The following is a 17,903-nucleotide window of genomic DNA, read 5'->3' on the forward strand; positions in this document are numbered from 1 at the left end:
TGGACATTCGCTTTTTCTGCGGAATTTCTTGATATTAAGTTCAAGCGTGACTGTTAACATGGGAAAAAAACAGGTTTAATGATATTATTAGAACAACTGTAATTATTGATAAGACTACAAGAACTATAAGTAAGCTAATAAAGAAAAACAGTTTTTATTATACTATCATGAATAGGGAGATTAATCCTTTAGCTCAATTATAGGAATAAATATAGGAAGGTTGAAGATAAAATATGATACGACCGAGAATTTTTGGCGGATGTATAACAATTGATCAATTGGAAATAATAAGTAATATGGCAAAGAAATATGGAGGAAATCAAATACGCTTCACCTCAAGGCAGGAAATTCAACTGTTGTCAGTTAAAAAGGAAGTTTCTAGTGAGGTATTAGAGGAACTTAGTAAAGCTGGATTGACTACTAAGGCTACTAATGACCAATGGAAAATAAATGTTGCATGTTCTCCTCTTTCAGGAGTAGCGGAAGATGAAGCTTTTGATGTTACACCATATATGCAAGCTGTTGTTGATTTAATGATGAAAGTTCCTAGAACTTTAAATTCGCCTAAAAAATATAAGATAGCTTTTTCAAATAATTTTGAAGATACAGCTAATGCAACCATTGCAGATATAGGGTTTATAGCTAAAACTGTTAATGGAAAAAGGGGCTTTGAAGTATATGTGGCTGGTGGTTTAGGTAAGAATCCAAGAGTTGGTATAAAGCTTGAAGAATTTATTGAAGACAAATATGTATTAAATTATGTACAAGCTATGAAGCAACTTTTTGAAAGAGAAGGGGACGGAAACGATAAACGAAAAGCTAGATTAAGATTTGTTCTTAAAAGCTTAGGAGAAGAAAAATTTATAGAAAAATTCAAAAATGAATTAAATAAAGTTAAAAGTGAAAAAAATTTAGAACTTAATATAAATCATGATCATGATAAAATAGAAAAAGCAAAAAAAGTTACTGAAAAAGATTGTAATGACAAATATGGCAATAGAATAATCAATCAAAAACAAGATGGGTATTATTCGGTACATGTTCACCCTACGAATGGCAATATTTCTATTAATAATTTAGAGGATATTTTGAAATTTATAAGGGATTTAGATTATGCAGTATCTATAAGATTAAATTTGACACAAGGATTTTTTGTTAGAGATTTAAATAAACTTGATGCAGAAAAACTAGTGGATTTAACCTCATATTTTTCCTCTAAATTTAGTATAGACAATTCAGTGGTTTGTGCTGGAGCTAGGATTTGTAAATTTGGAATAAATAATTCACAAGCACTACTATATAAGCTTATTGAAACCTTCAAAGACAAATCTTTTGAAATAAAAAATGCTTTACCAGAAATAATTATTTCTGGCTGCTCAAATTCATGCGCTCAACCTCAAAAGAGTATAATTGGACTTATTGGAAAGAAAAGATATACTGAAGATGGACTTGTACCAGTATACTCTATATTATTTAATGAAAAAATAGGAAGAGATGCTGAGAAGCTTGGAGAAATATATGGAGAAGTTCCAGCAAAAAGGGTACCTAGCTTTTTTGAAGAATTGGCAAAATTGAAAGTGGAAGCTGAATGTAAAGATTTTGGCATTTTTATAGAAAATAAAGAAAGAGAAATAAGGGCATTAGTAAAGAAGCATTCATATATAGAGGGTATTAATGGAAATCCAGATATATATTCTGATTTTGAATAAAAGCTAAAAAATGCTGCTTAAAATATAAATGGATTGTGATACCATAATTTTACTGCTATTATTAGTATCACATATCCTTGAACAAAATAGATATTATTTTTATAGGATACTCTCTTATAATAATAAATCATTATAAGAGCATAAATTATTTCTTAAAGCATTTTCTCTTAATGATAAATAGAGCTCAGCTTTGGTGGCATTATCATATGGCATTACAAAAAATATTCCTATTCCAAATGCTAGTGTACCTAATAAGTACCAACCCAAAAATGATAAATCTAATACAAACATATCTAATTTATGTCCCATGGTCATTTCGTTACTTAAGGAAATTGCCTTTTCAACTCCTATATTAGGATTGTCAGCAAGAATGTATGGTACCATTCTATAAGAATATGATTTTATTATGCCAGGTATAACTAATAACAAGCTCCAAATAAAAATTAAAATCTTTGTTGCTAGCATTGCTTTTATTATTCCAAGATAATGTTCTTCGTAAAAGCCAAAACTAAAGCATTTTTTATCATAGAGATATTGAGCCGAGTTAATAAAATATTTTCTTCCACCCACTTCTAAGCAATATCCAATAAAAATACGAATAGCCAATAATATCAGAATTGCAGATAAAGAAAATGACATGACTTTCCAATGAATAAAGCTGTTATGATAAAAATTAAAAAAAATAGAATGTCTTGAGTTATTAAAGTGATGATTACCTCCACTCAATAAATTATTACCACCTGCTAAAGCAATTATTATACTAATTAAAAATGCATTCCAATAGTTTACGGCTAAAATAGCTTTAGCTCTTTCTTTTAGTTCTTTTCTACTCCACATATATTTCCCCCATTTAAGTATTAAATTATTTTGTTTGAAATTCTATAAAGTTTCAGCTATTAAATATGATATAAGATAGATAACATAAAAGTATTATAAGTTATAAAATACCATATAACAAGTTAACGAAAATGTCAAAAAAGACGTTTTAAAGTTGGATGTATATTCCAAACATATCAAATCTACGAATTTCATTAAATTGCTAGTCTTTTCTCATGATTTCATTTTTATTTTAGAAGGTTGATAGTGAATAGAAATTTTAATAATATTTCATATTTGCTAGAAATATAAGAAGGAATTTGTCTTCTCTTGTATAATTAGATATATTGAGGGGAGTGAGGTTTGTGGTTATTGAAAAGATTAAAGAAAATTTTAAAGAAACCATAGAAAAAAACAAAAATGATAAAGATACATTACGAGGAATAATAAGAAAACTTCGTGATGAGAAAGCAATGTGGGAAGATGATAACAATCAATTTCAAAAAGGGAAATTAGAAGAATTGCAAGTTTTGATTGACTATGCCAGTAAATTTATCAATAGGAATGCATAATATTACGAACTCTAGAAATAGAGTTCGTTTTGATGTAAATGTTATCTTAGTCAAGAAGAATTTGCGGAATAAACTCTGTAAGCCACTGATTTACTCCAATTGAATTAATTCTCTGCTTATTAATTAGGAGATAACTTTCCATGCTTGGTGGAGTACTTTCAAGTAATTTTACTTCAATTAGTGAGCCATCTTGAATAAACTTCTTAGCAGCAGATTCTAATAAAAAACTATATCCTATTCCTTCTTTTAAAAATGTAATAATATTACTGCTAATATTTATATCTAAAGGATAAACATAATTTTTCGGGAAAATTGAGTAGAACCATTCTGTAAATGAATCAGTTTGAATAGCTGAGCACAATAATGGAAGATTCCTAAGTTCTTCGTTTGTTATTCCACTAGAGATTAATTTTCTATTCTGTGCTCCAGTTAGTAGTATAATTTTATCACTAAAGAAAGGCTCACATACAAATTTAGGAGACTTAATGTCCCAATATATAAATGCAATATCTAATTGATCTTCATGGAGCATTTGTATAAGATTTTCACTGTGTTCAATAGTTACTTTTATAGCAATTTTTTTGTTTTGCTGCATATATTTAAGAATCATTTCTTGAACATGGCAGTCATAAATAGAGTGTACAACTCCAATATTAAGTGTATCATTAAATAATTCAAGATTTCTAAGGTGGAAAATAGCAGATTCTTGCAAACTAAGTAATTGCTTTGCATAAGGGAGAAAAGCTTCACCTGCGTTTGTTAACTCAACATTTTTATTTGTTCGTATAAATAATGTCTCACCTATATTAGATTCTAAATGTTTTATTCTACTAGTGATAGTAGATTGGACTACATGAAGCTGATCAGCTGTCTTTGTAAAGTTTTTAAGCCTAGCTAAATAGATGAAAGTTGTTAAAAGATCATTATCCATATTTTGTATTATTCCTTATCTATAATTAATTTTTTTGATTGTTACTATTGAATATATTCGTTGTACAAATTGAAAAACCTTTTTTATAATCGGAATTGTAAATAATAAAAAGATTTTTTTAAATGAAAGGAAGAAAACATATGAGTAGTATTGTTTTAATGATTGTAGATGTTCAAAATGAATTGATTAAGAATCATCCGTATAATGAAAAAAAAGTTATTGAGAATATTAAAAAACTAATCCTAGAAGCCAGAAAAAATAAGCATAAAGTTATATATGTACGTCATGATGATGGGATTGGCAGTGAATTGGAAAAGGGTACAGACAGCTGGCAGATTTATGATGAAATAGTACCTGACGATAATGAGTATATCATTGAAAAAGAATATAATAGCGCTTTTCATAAAACTGAATTAAGAAATTACTTGGATGAAAAAGGCATTAATACAATTATTCTTGTAGGGTTACAAACAGAATATTGCATGGATGCCACTTTAAAAAGTGCTTTTGATTATGAATATAAAATAATTATTCCAGAAGATACAAATTCAACTTTTGATAATGAGTATCTATCTGGTGAGAAACTTTATGAATTTTATAATTATAAAATTTGGAATAATCGATTTGCTAGTGTTATTCCAATGGAAGATACAGTGAAAATTTTAAGGAATAACTGATTTTTATTTGAATATTGTATTAGAGTAACTCAATTATCTAGTTTATTTTTGAGTTGCTCTATTTCAGATTTTAATTGATTTACGCAGGCTTCTAATTCAGCTAGCCTTATTGTATCTGTATTAATAGATGAGTCTGGAGTATGTTCTTTTTTATTCTTTGGGGATTTGTTATCATTTTTTGAAATAGAATCTTGGTTAGTATTTGTGGGATTTGTGTTGCAAAAAGGATTGTTGACATTATAATTGAGTGGACTAAAATATCTACCTGGTCCTCCTTGAAAGTATTGTTGTTGAGAATTATATGTTAAAATTGCTTGCCCAACTAATTCAAGCCAATTCCCAAGGGCATTTTGAACATTATAAGGAATACTTCCAGCAATTATATTTCCAAGAATTTCTCCTATCACAACAAATAATGCTGGATTTAAACATTGAAATCCATTGGGAATATCTGAACAGCCCATATTATTTGAAGTATTACTACTCTTTGATTGAGTTTTGTTAGTATTATCCTTATTGGTGTTAGCATATCCACAAGCTTTAGCTAAGTCTTCAAAACTATTCCATCCTTTGAATTCCATTGTATCCTACTAATTTAAATGCTTTAATTTAATATATTATTCCTTTATAAGAAGTGTTACAATAAAGTGAAATAGTCAAAATAGATATTAAAGCTATAGGAAGAATAATTAGATTAATGAAGGGATGCGTAGATATGTTTAAAGAGATGAGAAGAAGTGACAGATTAATTAGTACTGAAGAGGCTAAAGTCATGTTAGAAAAATGTGATTATGGAGTTTTATCTACAATAGGTGAAAATGGATACCCATATGGATTACCTATTAATTATGTCTATAAAGATAATGCATTATATTTTCATTGTGCTACAGAAGGAACTAAATTAGAAAATTTAAAAAATAGCAATAAGGTTTCTTTTTGCGTAGTTGGAGATACCTGTGTTTTACCTGATAAATTTAGTACAAATTATGAAAGTGTAATTGTATTTGGAAAAGCTAATGAAGTTTTAGGAGAAGAAAAAAATATGATTCTTCTAGAATTAATAAATAAGTATTCGCCGGATTACATAGAAAATGGAAAGAAGTATATTTCAGCATCTATCATAAAAACGAATGTAATAAAGATAGATATAGAACATATTTCTGGTAAAGCTAGAAGATAATTGCTATTGAATAAAATTTGACGAATCACTTGGAATTTTTCTTGAATTTATTATATAATTTAATATATATATATAATATTAATAGGTATAAGAGAGGGAGAGAAATGGAACAAATAAATGTGAGAAAAATAAAAATAACTGATTATGAGAATATATACACATTAAATCAAGAACTAGGGTATTTATATTCAATAAAAAAGACAAAAGAAAGAATTCAAAATATAACAGAAAATGCAAAGGATATTATTTTAGTTGCCGAGCATGGCGCAGAAGTAATTGGATATATTCATGGAAGCCCGTATGAATTGCTTTATATGGATTTATTAATAAATGTTTTGGGATTTGTGGTTAAAGAAAAGTATAGAAATAACGGCATAGGAAATGAATTGATGAATAATTTGGAACAGTGGGCTAAGAAAAATGGATATAGCGGAATAAGATTAAGTACTGGATTTGATAGGTTGAATGCTCATAGATTTTACCAAAGACATGGATTTATTAATATAAAAAAGCAAATGAATTTTTTGAAAATCTTTGAAAAGGCTAATTCGTAGCATTTTAAAATTATTTATTAATGAAATTATTATATGTTATAATAATTATATAGACATAAAATCATGGAAGGTGAATAAGATGAAAATGGGAAATCAAGAAGAAGTTATCCATAATCAAAATAATAAGAAAGTACAAGGTAAAAAAAGTACCAATATGCTATTAGCAGCATTTGTTATGTTCATTTTCCCTATAATAGCAGTAATTTTAGGTGCGTATCTTGGAGCCTGTATAGGGGAAGCAATGAATTCATCTTCTATTATTTTTCAAATAATTGGAGGATTAGTGGGAGTGATAATTGCTGGAATTGGAATAAAGTTATTTGACAAAGCTTCTAAAGTTGACGAAAAAGCTAAAAAAATATACTGGGATGATTTATAATAAAAATACATATTAGATAAATTTGATTAATAGTATGCCACTTAGTAGCATACTATTAATATGTCTACGTTTACAGAAATAGAAAAAAGATTAATTGATGAAATTATTCAATTGAAATTCCTTTTGCTCTCATAGGTTCTAATACCTCTTCATCACACATGCTTATAAGTTCAACAGTTTCGAGGCTTGGTAAGTTTTCAAAGCCCTGTACTGAGTGTACATCAAAGAAGTCATCTTCTCCATCCCAATCAGGAATAATTAAACCATAAATATCATTTCCGCCATCAAAATATAAGTCTGTAATTTTATCTATGTCTTGTTGAGTTAGTGAAAGTTCTTCAAAAAATTCTAACATTTCTTCAATGGGTCCTGCATTTGAATACCATTCATATTTGTCTGTGTAAAGTTCCTTGTTTTTTTCTAATTCAGCTTCAAAGGATGGATTTTGTTCTAATAAAGAATTAATTACAATTAACTTAAAGTTAAAATCATCAAAAAGTCTTGTCTTATCAATATATCGTTTCACAAGTTTTGCCCTCCATAATTTAAATAAATAATTGCTTCATAGTTATGTTATATTATAGTACTAGGTTTATTATTACACAATAATTATCAAAATACATTTTTGTTAATATTTTAATTGAAATACAATGGAAATAATTTAGAAAGTTTGGTAAAATAAATTATTAATGACGAAAATAAGGAGTAGGCAATATGAGAAAGAATACGGTTATTCTTGCTATAACAAGTGTAATAGTTGTAATTATGGCAAGTGCAGCTGCAGGGACTTTATTAGCAATAAAAACATCAATTCCAGTTAGCGATGAAAGTAATAAATCAAAGCCAAAATCTGAAATAATTAAAAAAGAAACAGCTAATTCAAGTTCAACATTAAATTCAAATTCAAATGAATGGAAGCAAGAAAATGGTAGTTGGTATTTTATTATTAATGGTGAAAAACAAAAAAATTGGATACTAAGTAATAATAGATGGTATTTTCTTGGAAGTGATGGAAAAATGAAAACTGAATGGGTGAAGGATAAAAATAAGTGGTATTATTTTGGAAATGATGGAAAAATGAGGACTGGGTGGCTTAAGTTTAATAGTAATTGGTATTACTTAAATGATGACGGAGGAATGGAAGTAAATACAAATGTTAGTGGTCTGTATATTAATGAAAAGGGTATATTACAAGGAAAATCTTAATGAAATATAAGAAACACGTACAGAAGAGTTATTGTAAAAAATGGTGTAATGTTTTTAATTAGGAAACATTGCATTAGGTAGGTTAACTTTTTACAATAGTTTCTTCTATTTTTTTATTCTTTTAGGAATTTGTAATGCAGTAAAATCTGTCAATAATATATAGAAAAGAATATTTAACTGAGTTGTGTATTTTGTTTTATCAATGTATGTAAAAAGTTTTTTTATAAAGAATAATGTTATAATTACCAGTTATGTTATAATATATGAATAAGAATAAATAAGATTGTCGAATCAAAAATGAAAGGAAAATTAAAATGAAAAGAATAGAATTTACAAAAGTTATAGCTAGTGTGCTTTTAGTAGGATCAGTTTTTGCATTAAATTCAGTAGGAGCAAGTGCAGAATGGAAACAGGATTCTCATGGCTGGTGGAATACTGAGGGAAATTCATATTCTATTGGTTGGAGAGAAATTAATGGAAAGTTATATTATTTTGGACAAGACGGTTATATGCTACATGATACTAGAATTGGATATTATATATTAGGATCTGATGGTGCTTTGATTCCGTCAATTCAAAATAATTTAACAGAAGCTGAAAAAGATAAAGGAAACAGCGAACAAGCTAATATACAAAAAAGTGATGGTTCAAAACCTCTAAATAATACTGATGTTAAAAGTCAATTTACATTAGATGGAGTTACTTTAAAGCTTGAGAATAGTGCATATGTACTTGGAACAAAGCAAATTAAATTTTACATTACAAACAATACAGATGAAATTCGTGTATGTAAAGCGGATTATGTCGTAAGTAAGTTTGAAGATGATATGTGGCATACTTTTTCACAGTTTACTAAATCTGATGATAAATCAGTAGTTATAAATCCAAAAGATACTGAAGAGGGAACAATTTCACTAAATGTTTTGAAAGGCTTCACTCAATTTACCCCAGGAAAATATAGGGTAACAAAAAGAATTGGTTCAGAAGATTACACTGTAGAATTTGATTTAAAGGAAAAGTTAAGTTAATAAGGATAAAATGCACTGATTAATTTATTTAAATCAGTGCATTTTCCTTAAAGATTTAGTTGAAACTTAACGACAAATATATATATATTAAGAAGTAACTAAGAAGAGGTCAAAGTTTTATAGAATTTTATGAAATTATTGTCACTATATTGTGATAGTTAATTTTATGTAAAAAATATGAAATTAATACTGTTTAATACATAGATGTAATGACATAATATTTTAAAACATTAATGTATATCTTGAAACATGGAATGTTTGATTGATGGGAGAATATGAGATGACTACTTTTAGGGAATTAGTAAATATTGAGTCAATTAAAAAAATTGCAGAAAATATTTATGCTATAGCTAAAATTCCACTTGCAATTATAAGTATTGATGGAACTATAGAGCTCGAAGTTGGATGGCTTGATATATGCAATAAGTTTCATAGGGCACATAATACCACTTGTAAGTTTTGTTTAGAAAGTGATAATTATCTAAAAAAACATATCTTAGATGGTGAGTATGTGGAATATAAATGTAAAAATGGAATGTGGGATATTGGAATACCAATTATTATTTCAGGAAGTCATATTGCAACGCTTTATTTTGGACAATTTTTTTATGACGATGATGCTATTAATATAGAGTTTTTTAAAGAGCAGGCTTTGAAATTTGGGTTTGATGAAAAAGATTACTTCGAAGCGCTTAGTAAAGTTCCTATTCTATCAAGAGAAAAAGTCAATCACATAATTGAGTATCATAAAGGCTTGATCGAAACAATGGCTGAAAGTGGTTTAAGGCTAATAGAGTACAAAAAATCAGAAGAAAAATTAAAAAAAAGTCAAGAGTATTTAAATTCTATTTTTAGTTCTGTAAATGATACAATATTTATTTCTGATTTTTATGGGAATATATTGGACATAAATAAAACAGCTACGGTTATGTTTGGTTATTCTAGAGAAGAGTTTTTACATAAAAATATTGATAATATCATTTCTAATAATTCACCATATCATGAAATGTCCTTATATGTAATAATTAGAAGGTTAAGGGTTGAAAAGAAATTAGTACTTGAATTAATTTGTATAGATAAGGATAATAATGAATTTTGGGTTGAAATTAATATACGTATTGTAAATATTAATGGAAGAGAAAGTATTTTAGGAACTGTACGAAATATATCAGAAAGAAAGCAAGCTGAATTAACTGTTAAAAATCAAGCTTTAGAACTAGATAAGTTAAGGACAGAATTTTTTGCAAATATTTCACATGAGTTGAGAACACCATTAAATATTTTACTATGTTCAAATAAAGTTTTAATGATGAATTTGGAAAAAGAAAATATTAATAGAAAAAAAATTTACGATAATATAAATATTCAAACACAAAATTGTTTTAGATTAATGAGGTTAGTGAATAACTTGATTGATGTGACAAAGTTGGATTCTGGTTTTTTGGAAACAAATATGATAAATTGCAATATTGTTGAGGTTGTAGAAGACATAGTTTCATCTGTTGTAGAATATGCAAGAACAAATGATTTGGAGCTTATATTTGATACAGATTTAGAAGAAAAAATAGTAGCTTGTGATTTAGATAAGATGGAAAGAATAATGCTTAACCTTTTATCTAATGCTGTAAAATTTACAGATACAGGTGGACACATTCTTGTTAACATAGCTGATGGAGGAGAGTATTTAACAATTTCGGTTGAAGACAATGGAGTTGGCATACCTAAAGATAAAATAGATATAATATTTGATAGATTTAGGCAGGTTGATAAGTCATTTACAAGAAATCAAGAGGGAAGTGGAATAGGATTATCGCTTGTAAAATCATTAGTAGAAATGCAAGGGGGAACCATATCTGTAGAAAGTGAGTGTGGAGTTGGAACAAAATTCATAATAAAATTCCCTGTTAAAATTGTGGATGGAAATAATAGCAGTGAAAACTATAAATTGGTAAGTAATAGTTTAAATAACCGTGTTGAAAAGGTAAGAATTGAATTTTCAGACATTTATGCAATTAAGCAATTTGAAAGAAGTTAGAATTATAAGAAACAAGGAAGTTAGGCAATAGAAAAATTGCTAGCTTCCTTGTTTTAATTTTATGATTAAAGATTTCTACTCCATTCAGCTATGGCTTTAATATCTTCAGGAGTTGTTCTACAACATCCTCCAACTAACTTAGCTCCAGCTTCAAACCAACCTTTTGCATTACAACAATAAGAATGACTTGAGGAATTACCGTGCCAGGTTTTAGAATTAGCATCATATTTTTCACCTGAGTTAGGATAAACCACTATAGGTTTATTAGAATTATTCTTTATTTCAGTAATCAATGATTGTACATATTGAGGAGCAGTACAATTTAAACCAATTGCTGCTACTTGACTATAATCATCTAGACTTTTAGCACATTCAGCAATAGGAGTTCCATCACTTATTTCTAATTCATTTTTACAGCTGAAACTAATCCAACAATAAACATTTGGGAATTCTTTTAGAAGCTTAATAATAGCCTTTGCTTCCATAAGGCTTGGAATTGTTTCACAAGCAAGTATATCAACGCCTTCTTCAATTAACAGCTTAATTCTTGGTCTATGAAAGGATATAAGCTCTTCTTCAGTAATATTGTAATCTCCACGATATTCTGAACCATCAGCAAGATAAGCACCATAAGGACCTACAGAACCAGCAACTAAAGGAGTTGGTCTATTTTTTCTATTCTCAGAATTATTCCAAAAGTCATCTCTTGCCTTTTTAGCAATTTGCACAGATCTTTTTATAAGAGATATGGCTTCAGCTTCAGAAAATCCTTTTTGCACAAAACCATCAATAGTAGCTTGGTAGCTTGAAGTTATTGCACAGTCAGCACCAGCAGCAAAATAATCATAATGTACTTTTCCGATCATTTCAGGCTTTTCAGCTAAAATCTTAGCAGACCAAAGTGAATCATTTATATCGCAGCCTCTATTTTCAAGCTCTGTAGCTAGTGCTCCATCTAAAATAATTAGGGGGAAATCTTTTAAAATATTTTCTATTGGATTCATAATTATATTCCTCTTTTCTATGTATTAATAATATTTTTAAACTAATTTTCAACAATTCGTACATCTTTTACTTTTTTGTTTTCAAGCTCAACAAATTCAAATTTAACTTTACATCCTTGACCGATTGGACTTTGCGCAACAATTCCAATAATATACAGACCTCCCGAAATTAGATGATTTTTTATATTATAACATAATAAGGATGTAAAGAAAGCATATTGTTTATATTATAATATTCCGGTGATATTTAAAGCAATATCATTATTTATTACAAAGTGTATAGGATAGGTGGAGATGAAAATGGAAGTAAATAAAGTTATAAAACGTCTATTTTTGGGAATAAAAATACAATTTTAAAAAATGAGTCCAATAAATGAATTATTTTGCCTTTTATGCATGATTTTGTGTGTTTAGAGGAAAAGGTATTTATTTTGTTTAAATATTGTGACAATATATGATTAAAGGTCCATAAACAATAATGGATATAAAAAATTATGAAGAAAATAATAAAATGTTGTGGAAAGTTCTGGAATAATAAATCTATACATAACATTTAGCTTGCTTTGTAATACATAATTTAAAGTTTGAAAGTGAGGTTTTTTTATGAAAAAAAGTAGTTTAAAAAGAAAATTTATTGTATCTACTGTAGTTGCCATGAATCTTTTATTCTGTTCCTCTATCCAAGCCTTTGCAGCTTGGAATGACAATCACTCAAGCTATGCTACATATACTGGTTCTGGATATTCTGGAGGTGCAGCACTTCTAGATCCTATTTCTCCTAAAATGGAGATTACCGCCTTAGATCCTGCTGACTTTAATTATAATGGGATAAATGCAGCTTTAGCTGGTGCATATTTAGAAGTCCAAGGTCCAAAGGGGAAAACTACTGTATATGTTACAGATTTATATCCTGAAGGAGCTAATGGAGCTTTGGATCTTTGTCCAACTTCTTTTGCTAAAATCGGTAATATGTCTGCTGGAAAAATCAATATTAGTTGGCATATAGTAAAAGCACCTATTACTGGAATGTGTTCTTATCGTATAAAAGAAGGTAGCAATCCAAACTGGGCAGCTATTCAAGTAAGAAATCATAAATATCCTGTTGTGAAAATGGAATTTCTAAAGAATAATACTTGGATTAATATGACAAAGATGCCATATAACCATTTTGTTGGAAATGGAATGGGGACAGGCTCTATTAAAATAAGAATCACAGATATCCGTGGAATAGCGGTTACGGACACAATACCGGCTTTACCTCAATATGGTAATTCTTCAGCTTATATTATTCCTGGACATGTTCAATTACCAGACTAAATTAGTTAAAATCAATAAATAAAAACGTATTTATTTTAACAATATATAATTAAAAGTTATTTAATATATCATTAATCTTTAATAAATAATAGGAAGTGCAAAAATATGAATAAAGTGATAAAAGCAGGAATGTCAGTTGCTGTATTCGCGACAATATTAATGAGTGGTGGAGCTGTTAAAGCAAGTGCTGCAGCATGGTCAACAACTGATAAGTACGGTTCATGGAGTAATGGTGGATATACGTTTAATAATGACGTATGGGGGAGTGGCGCAGGTGCTCAAAGCATGTGGGCTAACTCATATAGTAATTGGGGTGTATGGTCAGCGCAGCCTAATACTGGTGGAATAAAGTCTTACCCACATGTTGAAAAATCAATAAACAGAAAGGTAAGTGCTGTAAACACACTTACAAGTAACTTTAATGTTACGGTTCCTACAAGTGGAAACGCAATGGAAACCAGCTATGATATATGGTTAAGCGATCCTAGCAAGTATGATCCTAATTATCCAAGTAAAAACAAGCATGAGATTATGTTATGGATGAATGAATATGGTGCAGTAAGTCCTATTTCATATAACTATGATTCAGCTGGTGCTGTTCCTGTATACAAAAATGTAAATATAGGGGGACATACATGGAATGTATATAGAGGAAATAATGGAAAAAATAATACTGGAAACATGGTTTATTCATTTGTAAGAACTAATGGAAATACCAATTCAGGATATGTAGACATTAAGGCAATAATCAACTGGATTAAGAATACACCAAAGTGGTACGGTGATATTCAATTTGATAATGTTCAATTTGGATATGAAATTACATCAAGCTATAATAACGGTAAAGGTCAAAATTTTAATACCAATAATTTTTCTGTAACATTTAATTAAAAAATAAGGCACATGAACTTGTTATTTTTTTGAATGTGCCTAATAATGAAAAAGAAGCTGCAACTCATTTTTATTCAAAGTTGCAGCTTTTATTTCTTTTCTGTACATTATTGATATGATTTGCTTTTTATGGTAATATTGAAAACAATATTATTATTTATTACAAATTATATAGGATAGGTAGGGATAGTTATGGAAGTTGATAATGAAAAAAAACATAAACTGAGTAGAAGTTTAAAAGCAAGACATATGAATATGATAGCAATAGGAGGTTCTATTGGGACAGGCCTTTTCTTTGCTAGTGGAAGTGCTGTAAGTACAGCTGGTCCTGGCGGAGCGCTATTAGCTTATTTAATAATGGGGATTGTTGTATATTTATTAATGATGTCCTTAGGAGAAATGTCAACTCTGCTACCTATTTCAGGTTCTTTTGAGACATATGCTACAAGATTTGTTGATCCTGCTTTAGGATTTACATTAGGATGGAATTATTGGTTTTGTTGGGCAATTTGTGTAGCAGCAGAATTAGTTGCAGGTTCACTTATAGTTAAGTTTTGGTTCCCAGATACAAATGGAACTATGTGGAGTATTATATTTTTAGTTATTATTGTTATTTTAAATGTTTTATCAGCTAAAGCTTATGGTGAAAGTGAATATTGGTTTGCAAGTATTAAGGTGATAACAATAATTATATTTATTATTGTTGGTATACTTATGATAGTAGGTATTTTAGGAAATGGTTCTCCAGGGTTTAGTAATTGGACATTATCAGATGCTAATGGTAATAAAGGACCTTTTATTGGTGGTTTTTTGGGAATTATAAATGTATTTTTAGTAGCAGGATTTTCTTTTTCAGGAACTGAAATAGTTGGACTAGCTGCTGGGGAATCAGAAAATCCGCAAGAAAATGTACCAAAAGCAATAAAAACAGTTTTTTGGCGTATTTTATTATTTTATATTGGAGCAATTATTATAATAGGATTTATTATTCCTTTTACTGATGAAAATTTATTGAAAAGTGGCGTAGATAATATAGCGTTTAGTCCCTTCACTATGGTTTTCGAAAAATGCGGTATAGCTTTTGCAGCTAGTGTTATGAATGCAGTAATTTTAACTTCTGTATTGTCTTGTGGAAATTCAGGGTTATATGTATCTTCAAGAATGCTATATGCTTTAGCCCTTGAAGGAAAAGCACCTAAGTTTTTAGGGAAAGTAAATAAACGTGGTGTTCCAATGAATGCATTATACGTTACAACTATAGTTGCATGTTCAGCATTTTTTGCGTCTTTAATTGGAGATGGAAAGATATACTATATACTTTATAATGCTTCAGGAATAATGGCCTTCTTTGCATGGCTTGGTATAGGTATTTGCCATTACAGATTCAGAAAAGCATATATAGCTCAAGGTAAAGATTTAAAGGACTTAAAATTTAAAGCTAAATTTTATCCGTATGGTCCTATAATCTCAGTGATTTTATGTGTAATTGTTATATTTGGAGCTAATATATGGATTTTTCAAGCTGAAACTTTCAGTTGGTTTGATTTCATCACAAATTATATTACTATTCCTATATTTATTTGCTTATACTTTGGATATAAATTTATTAAGAAAACAAAAATAGTTCCACTTGAAGAGTGTGATTTTGAACTTAAAGAAGAACTTCAATAAGTAAAATATATTATAAAGAATGCTGGCCACAATTTTGAGGTCAGTATTTTTTGGGGAAATAAAGATTTGAGAAGAAGATAGAAAAGGTATATAATTGATTTTGAACACGTGTGCGAGGCTCGATTTGATTAATTATATAGTATTTATAGTGTTTTAAGCTTAAACTTGTACTTTATAATTTTGAGATAATAAAGCATAAGAATAGTTTTTAAAGAAAACAAAGGAGGATTAAGTTTGGTTACAGATATGACGCACGGAAGCATATATAAACATTTAATTAAATTTGCTGTGCCTTTGGTGCTGGGGAATATATTTCAACTGACATATAATGCAGCAGATTCAATAATAGTTGGAAGATTCGTGGGAACAAAGGCATTAGCAGCAGTGGGGACGGCAAATCCTGTTATGAATATTACTATATTTTTAATTGTAGGAATTTGCATGGGAGCATCAGTGCTTATGAGTGAGTATTTTGGTGAAAATAATATAAAAAAATTTAAAAGAGAAGTTTCTACTACAATTCTTGCAGGACTTATATTCACCATAGTTATGATTATTTTATGTGTAATTTTAGTTGATCCTATTTTAAGATTGATTCAAACCCCAGAAGAAATTATGGGGGAATCTGCAATATACTTAAGGATTATATTTTGTGGACTAATTTTTACATTTCTATATAATTTTTTTTCAGCGACTTTACGTAGTATAGGAGATTCAAAATCACCATTAATTTTTTTGAGCATATCAGCAGTATTAAATGTGGTTATGGATATTGTTTTTGTAGTTTACTTTAAAATGGGGGTTGCTGGAGCTGGTTTGGCTACAGTAACAGCAGAAATGTTTTCAGCTTTGTTTTGTATTATCTATATATATAAGAAAGTTCCGTTACTCCATTTCGCTAGGAAAGAAATTATTTTGGATAAAGCTTTATTAAAAATTACAATAAATTATAGTTCGGTTACTGCAATGCAACAAACTTGTCTTTATGTAGGAAAGGTTTTAGTACAAACTGCTGTAAATCCTTTGGGTGTGGATGCAATTGCAACTTTTAATGCTGTTACTAAAATCGATGATTTTGCTTTCACTCCACAACAAAGTATAGCTAGTGGAATGACAACTTTTCTAGCGCAAAATAGGGGAGCTCAAAAATATGATCGTATTAAACGAGGTCTTTGGGTAGGAATGAAGATGGAGACAATGTTTTGGTTCATTCTAGTTGGATTGGTATACTTTGGAGCAAATAGCTTAATGCGATTATTTGTACCAAATGAAGGCGGAAAGGTTTTAGAAATGGGAGTCACCTATCTTCATTTTATGGCATTTTTTTATTTATTACCTACATGGACAAATGGAATTCAAGGTTACTTCAGAGGAATGGGGGATTTGAAGGTGACTTTAATATCAACTTTTTCTCAAATGGCAGGGAGAGTAATATTTGCCTTTTTACTTGCACCAAAGTTCGGAATAGTTGGTATTGCAATAAGTTGCTTTGCAGGATGGATAATTATGCTTCTATATGAAGTCCCAATGTTGGTTAGGCATAGAAGAAATTATAATTCTACTATAGGAAATATTGTTAGGTGTTAGAGATATAATTTTAACTTTGAAATTAAAACAGCCAATATACTTTTTGGTTGTTTTATTATATAGATATCCAAATTAATACTTAAACTTATAAATGGAATATGTATGTATTATCAAGAAATTATAATCGTAACACTACACTAGAAATTAGATACATTTTTCTGGAAGCAGGCATGTGAAATTGAGCTGATGATGGTTGTTAGTGGAAGGTTGTTCCATTTTCTGCTTGTCATAAATTTACTTTAGGAACATGCAGAAATGGGTGCAACCTTCCACTTAGAACCTTCCAGCGAAAATTTCACTAGTCCTGTGGAAGATAAATGTATAAGATTTCGGTAATTGTTGCATA

At 29.0% G+C, this 17,903-nt stretch carries 18 protein-coding genes; 13 read left to right on the top strand and 5 right to left on the bottom strand.

What is annotated here, in order from left to right:
• Positions 1 to 233: 233 nt before the first annotated feature.
• Positions 234 to 1,709: a nitrite/sulfite reductase gene (locus tag L3B98_RS05585; RefSeq protein ID WP_238915918.1), complete on the top strand. Its 1,476-nt coding sequence runs from the start codon at positions 234 to 236 to the stop codon at positions 1,707 to 1,709.
• Between the two features lie 114 nt (positions 1,710 to 1,823).
• Here L3B98_RS05585 and L3B98_RS05590 read toward each other — a convergent pair whose 3' ends face one another.
• Positions 1,824 to 2,546, bottom strand: coding sequence for a DUF975 family protein (locus L3B98_RS05590; RefSeq protein WP_077362643.1), 723 nt, complete (start codon positions 2,544 to 2,546; stop codon positions 1,824 to 1,826).
• 344 nt (positions 2,547 to 2,890) lie between these two features.
• Here L3B98_RS05590 and L3B98_RS05595 point away from each other — a divergent pair, with 344 nt between their 5' ends.
• Complete coding sequence (locus L3B98_RS05595) at positions 2,891 to 3,097, top strand: hypothetical protein (RefSeq protein WP_238915919.1); 207 nt, start codon at positions 2,891 to 2,893, stop codon at positions 3,095 to 3,097.
• A gap of 46 nt (positions 3,098 to 3,143) precedes the next feature.
• On the opposite strand, the gene L3B98_RS05600 is transcribed toward L3B98_RS05595, so the two are convergent.
• Positions 3,144 to 4,028, bottom strand: a complete 885-nt coding sequence (locus L3B98_RS05600) for a LysR family transcriptional regulator (protein ID WP_238915920.1) — start codon at positions 4,026 to 4,028, stop codon at positions 3,144 to 3,146.
• A 140-nt stretch (positions 4,029 to 4,168) separates the two neighbouring features.
• Between L3B98_RS05600 and L3B98_RS05605 the strand changes: the two genes are divergently transcribed.
• Entirely contained in the window at positions 4,169 to 4,705 is a 537-nt protein-coding gene (locus tag L3B98_RS05605; RefSeq protein ID WP_238915921.1) for a cysteine hydrolase family protein, read from the top strand.
• 29 nt (positions 4,706 to 4,734) lie between these two features.
• Here L3B98_RS05605 and L3B98_RS05610 read toward each other — a convergent pair whose 3' ends face one another.
• Positions 4,735 to 5,286, bottom strand: coding sequence for a hypothetical protein (locus L3B98_RS05610; protein WP_238915922.1), 552 nt, complete (start codon positions 5,284 to 5,286; stop codon positions 4,735 to 4,737).
• Positions 5,287 to 5,420: 134 nt separating this feature from the next.
• Between L3B98_RS05610 and L3B98_RS05615 the strand changes: the two genes are divergently transcribed.
• The 3 genes from L3B98_RS05615 to L3B98_RS05625 all read left to right on the top strand — a co-directional run bounded on the left by L3B98_RS05615 (position 5,421) and on the right by L3B98_RS05625 (position 6,818).
• Entirely contained in the window at positions 5,421 to 5,885 is a 465-nt protein-coding gene (locus tag L3B98_RS05615) for a pyridoxamine 5'-phosphate oxidase family protein (RefSeq protein WP_173696392.1), read from the top strand.
• 104 nt (positions 5,886 to 5,989) lie between these two features.
• Complete coding sequence (locus L3B98_RS05620) at positions 5,990 to 6,439, top strand: GNAT family N-acetyltransferase (RefSeq protein WP_238915923.1); 450 nt, start codon at positions 5,990 to 5,992, stop codon at positions 6,437 to 6,439.
• A 79-nt stretch (positions 6,440 to 6,518) separates the two neighbouring features.
• Entirely contained in the window at positions 6,519 to 6,818 is a 300-nt protein-coding gene (locus L3B98_RS05625; RefSeq protein ID WP_238915924.1) for a SoxR reducing system RseC family protein, read from the top strand.
• Positions 6,819 to 6,921: 103 nt separating this feature from the next.
• On the opposite strand, the gene L3B98_RS05630 is transcribed toward L3B98_RS05625, so the two are convergent.
• Positions 6,922 to 7,344, bottom strand: a complete 423-nt coding sequence (locus L3B98_RS05630; RefSeq protein ID WP_077362652.1) for a hypothetical protein — start codon at positions 7,342 to 7,344, stop codon at positions 6,922 to 6,924.
• Positions 7,345 to 7,532: 188 nt separating this feature from the next.
• Here L3B98_RS05630 and L3B98_RS05635 point away from each other — a divergent pair, with 188 nt between their 5' ends.
• The 3 genes from L3B98_RS05635 to L3B98_RS05645 all read left to right on the top strand — a co-directional run bounded on the left by L3B98_RS05635 (position 7,533) and on the right by L3B98_RS05645 (position 11,087).
• Entirely contained in the window at positions 7,533 to 8,024 is a 492-nt protein-coding gene (locus L3B98_RS05635) for a hypothetical protein (protein ID WP_077362654.1), read from the top strand.
• A 314-nt stretch (positions 8,025 to 8,338) separates the two neighbouring features.
• Complete coding sequence (locus tag L3B98_RS05640) at positions 8,339 to 9,052, top strand: immunoglobulin-like domain-containing protein (protein WP_238915925.1); 714 nt, start codon at positions 8,339 to 8,341, stop codon at positions 9,050 to 9,052.
• A gap of 280 nt (positions 9,053 to 9,332) precedes the next feature.
• A complete protein-coding gene (locus L3B98_RS05645; protein WP_238915926.1) occupies positions 9,333 to 11,087 on the top strand; it encodes a PocR ligand-binding domain-containing protein in 1,755 nt (584 codons plus the stop codon).
• Positions 11,088 to 11,152: 65 nt separating this feature from the next.
• On the opposite strand, the gene mmuM is transcribed toward L3B98_RS05645, so the two are convergent.
• The gene (gene mmuM, locus L3B98_RS05650; RefSeq protein WP_238915927.1) at positions 11,153 to 12,091 is read right to left on the bottom strand and encodes a homocysteine S-methyltransferase; all 939 of its coding nucleotides are present in this window, start codon (positions 12,089 to 12,091) and stop codon (positions 11,153 to 11,155) included.
• Between the two features lie 603 nt (positions 12,092 to 12,694).
• On the opposite strand from mmuM, the gene L3B98_RS05655 reads away from it, so the two are divergent.
• The 4 genes from L3B98_RS05655 (at position 12,695) to L3B98_RS05670 (ending at position 17,557) form a co-directional block, all read left to right on the top strand.
• A complete protein-coding gene (locus L3B98_RS05655; RefSeq protein ID WP_015392602.1) occupies positions 12,695 to 13,408 on the top strand; it encodes an expansin EXLX1 family cellulose-binding protein in 714 nt (237 codons plus the stop codon).
• 105 nt (positions 13,409 to 13,513) lie between these two features.
• Positions 13,514 to 14,299 carry a glycosyl hydrolase family 12 gene (locus L3B98_RS05660; protein ID WP_015392603.1) on the top strand — a complete coding sequence of 262 codons (786 nt, stop codon included), beginning with the start codon at positions 13,514 to 13,516 and terminating at the stop codon, positions 14,297 to 14,299.
• Positions 14,300 to 14,491: 192 nt separating this feature from the next.
• The gene (locus tag L3B98_RS05665; RefSeq protein WP_238915928.1) at positions 14,492 to 15,970 is read left to right on the top strand and encodes an amino acid permease; all 1,479 of its coding nucleotides are present in this window, start codon (positions 14,492 to 14,494) and stop codon (positions 15,968 to 15,970) included.
• A gap of 234 nt (positions 15,971 to 16,204) precedes the next feature.
• Positions 16,205 to 17,557, top strand: a complete 1,353-nt coding sequence (locus tag L3B98_RS05670; protein WP_238915929.1) for an MATE family efflux transporter — start codon at positions 16,205 to 16,207, stop codon at positions 17,555 to 17,557.
• The last annotated feature ends 346 nt before the right edge of the window (positions 17,558 to 17,903 follow it).

Origin of the sequence: Clostridium sp. YIM B02555, from assembly GCF_022320955.1 — a bacterium.
In the GTDB taxonomy this organism is placed as follows: domain Bacteria; phylum Bacillota; class Clostridia; order Clostridiales; family Clostridiaceae; genus Clostridium; species Clostridium saccharoperbutylacetonicum.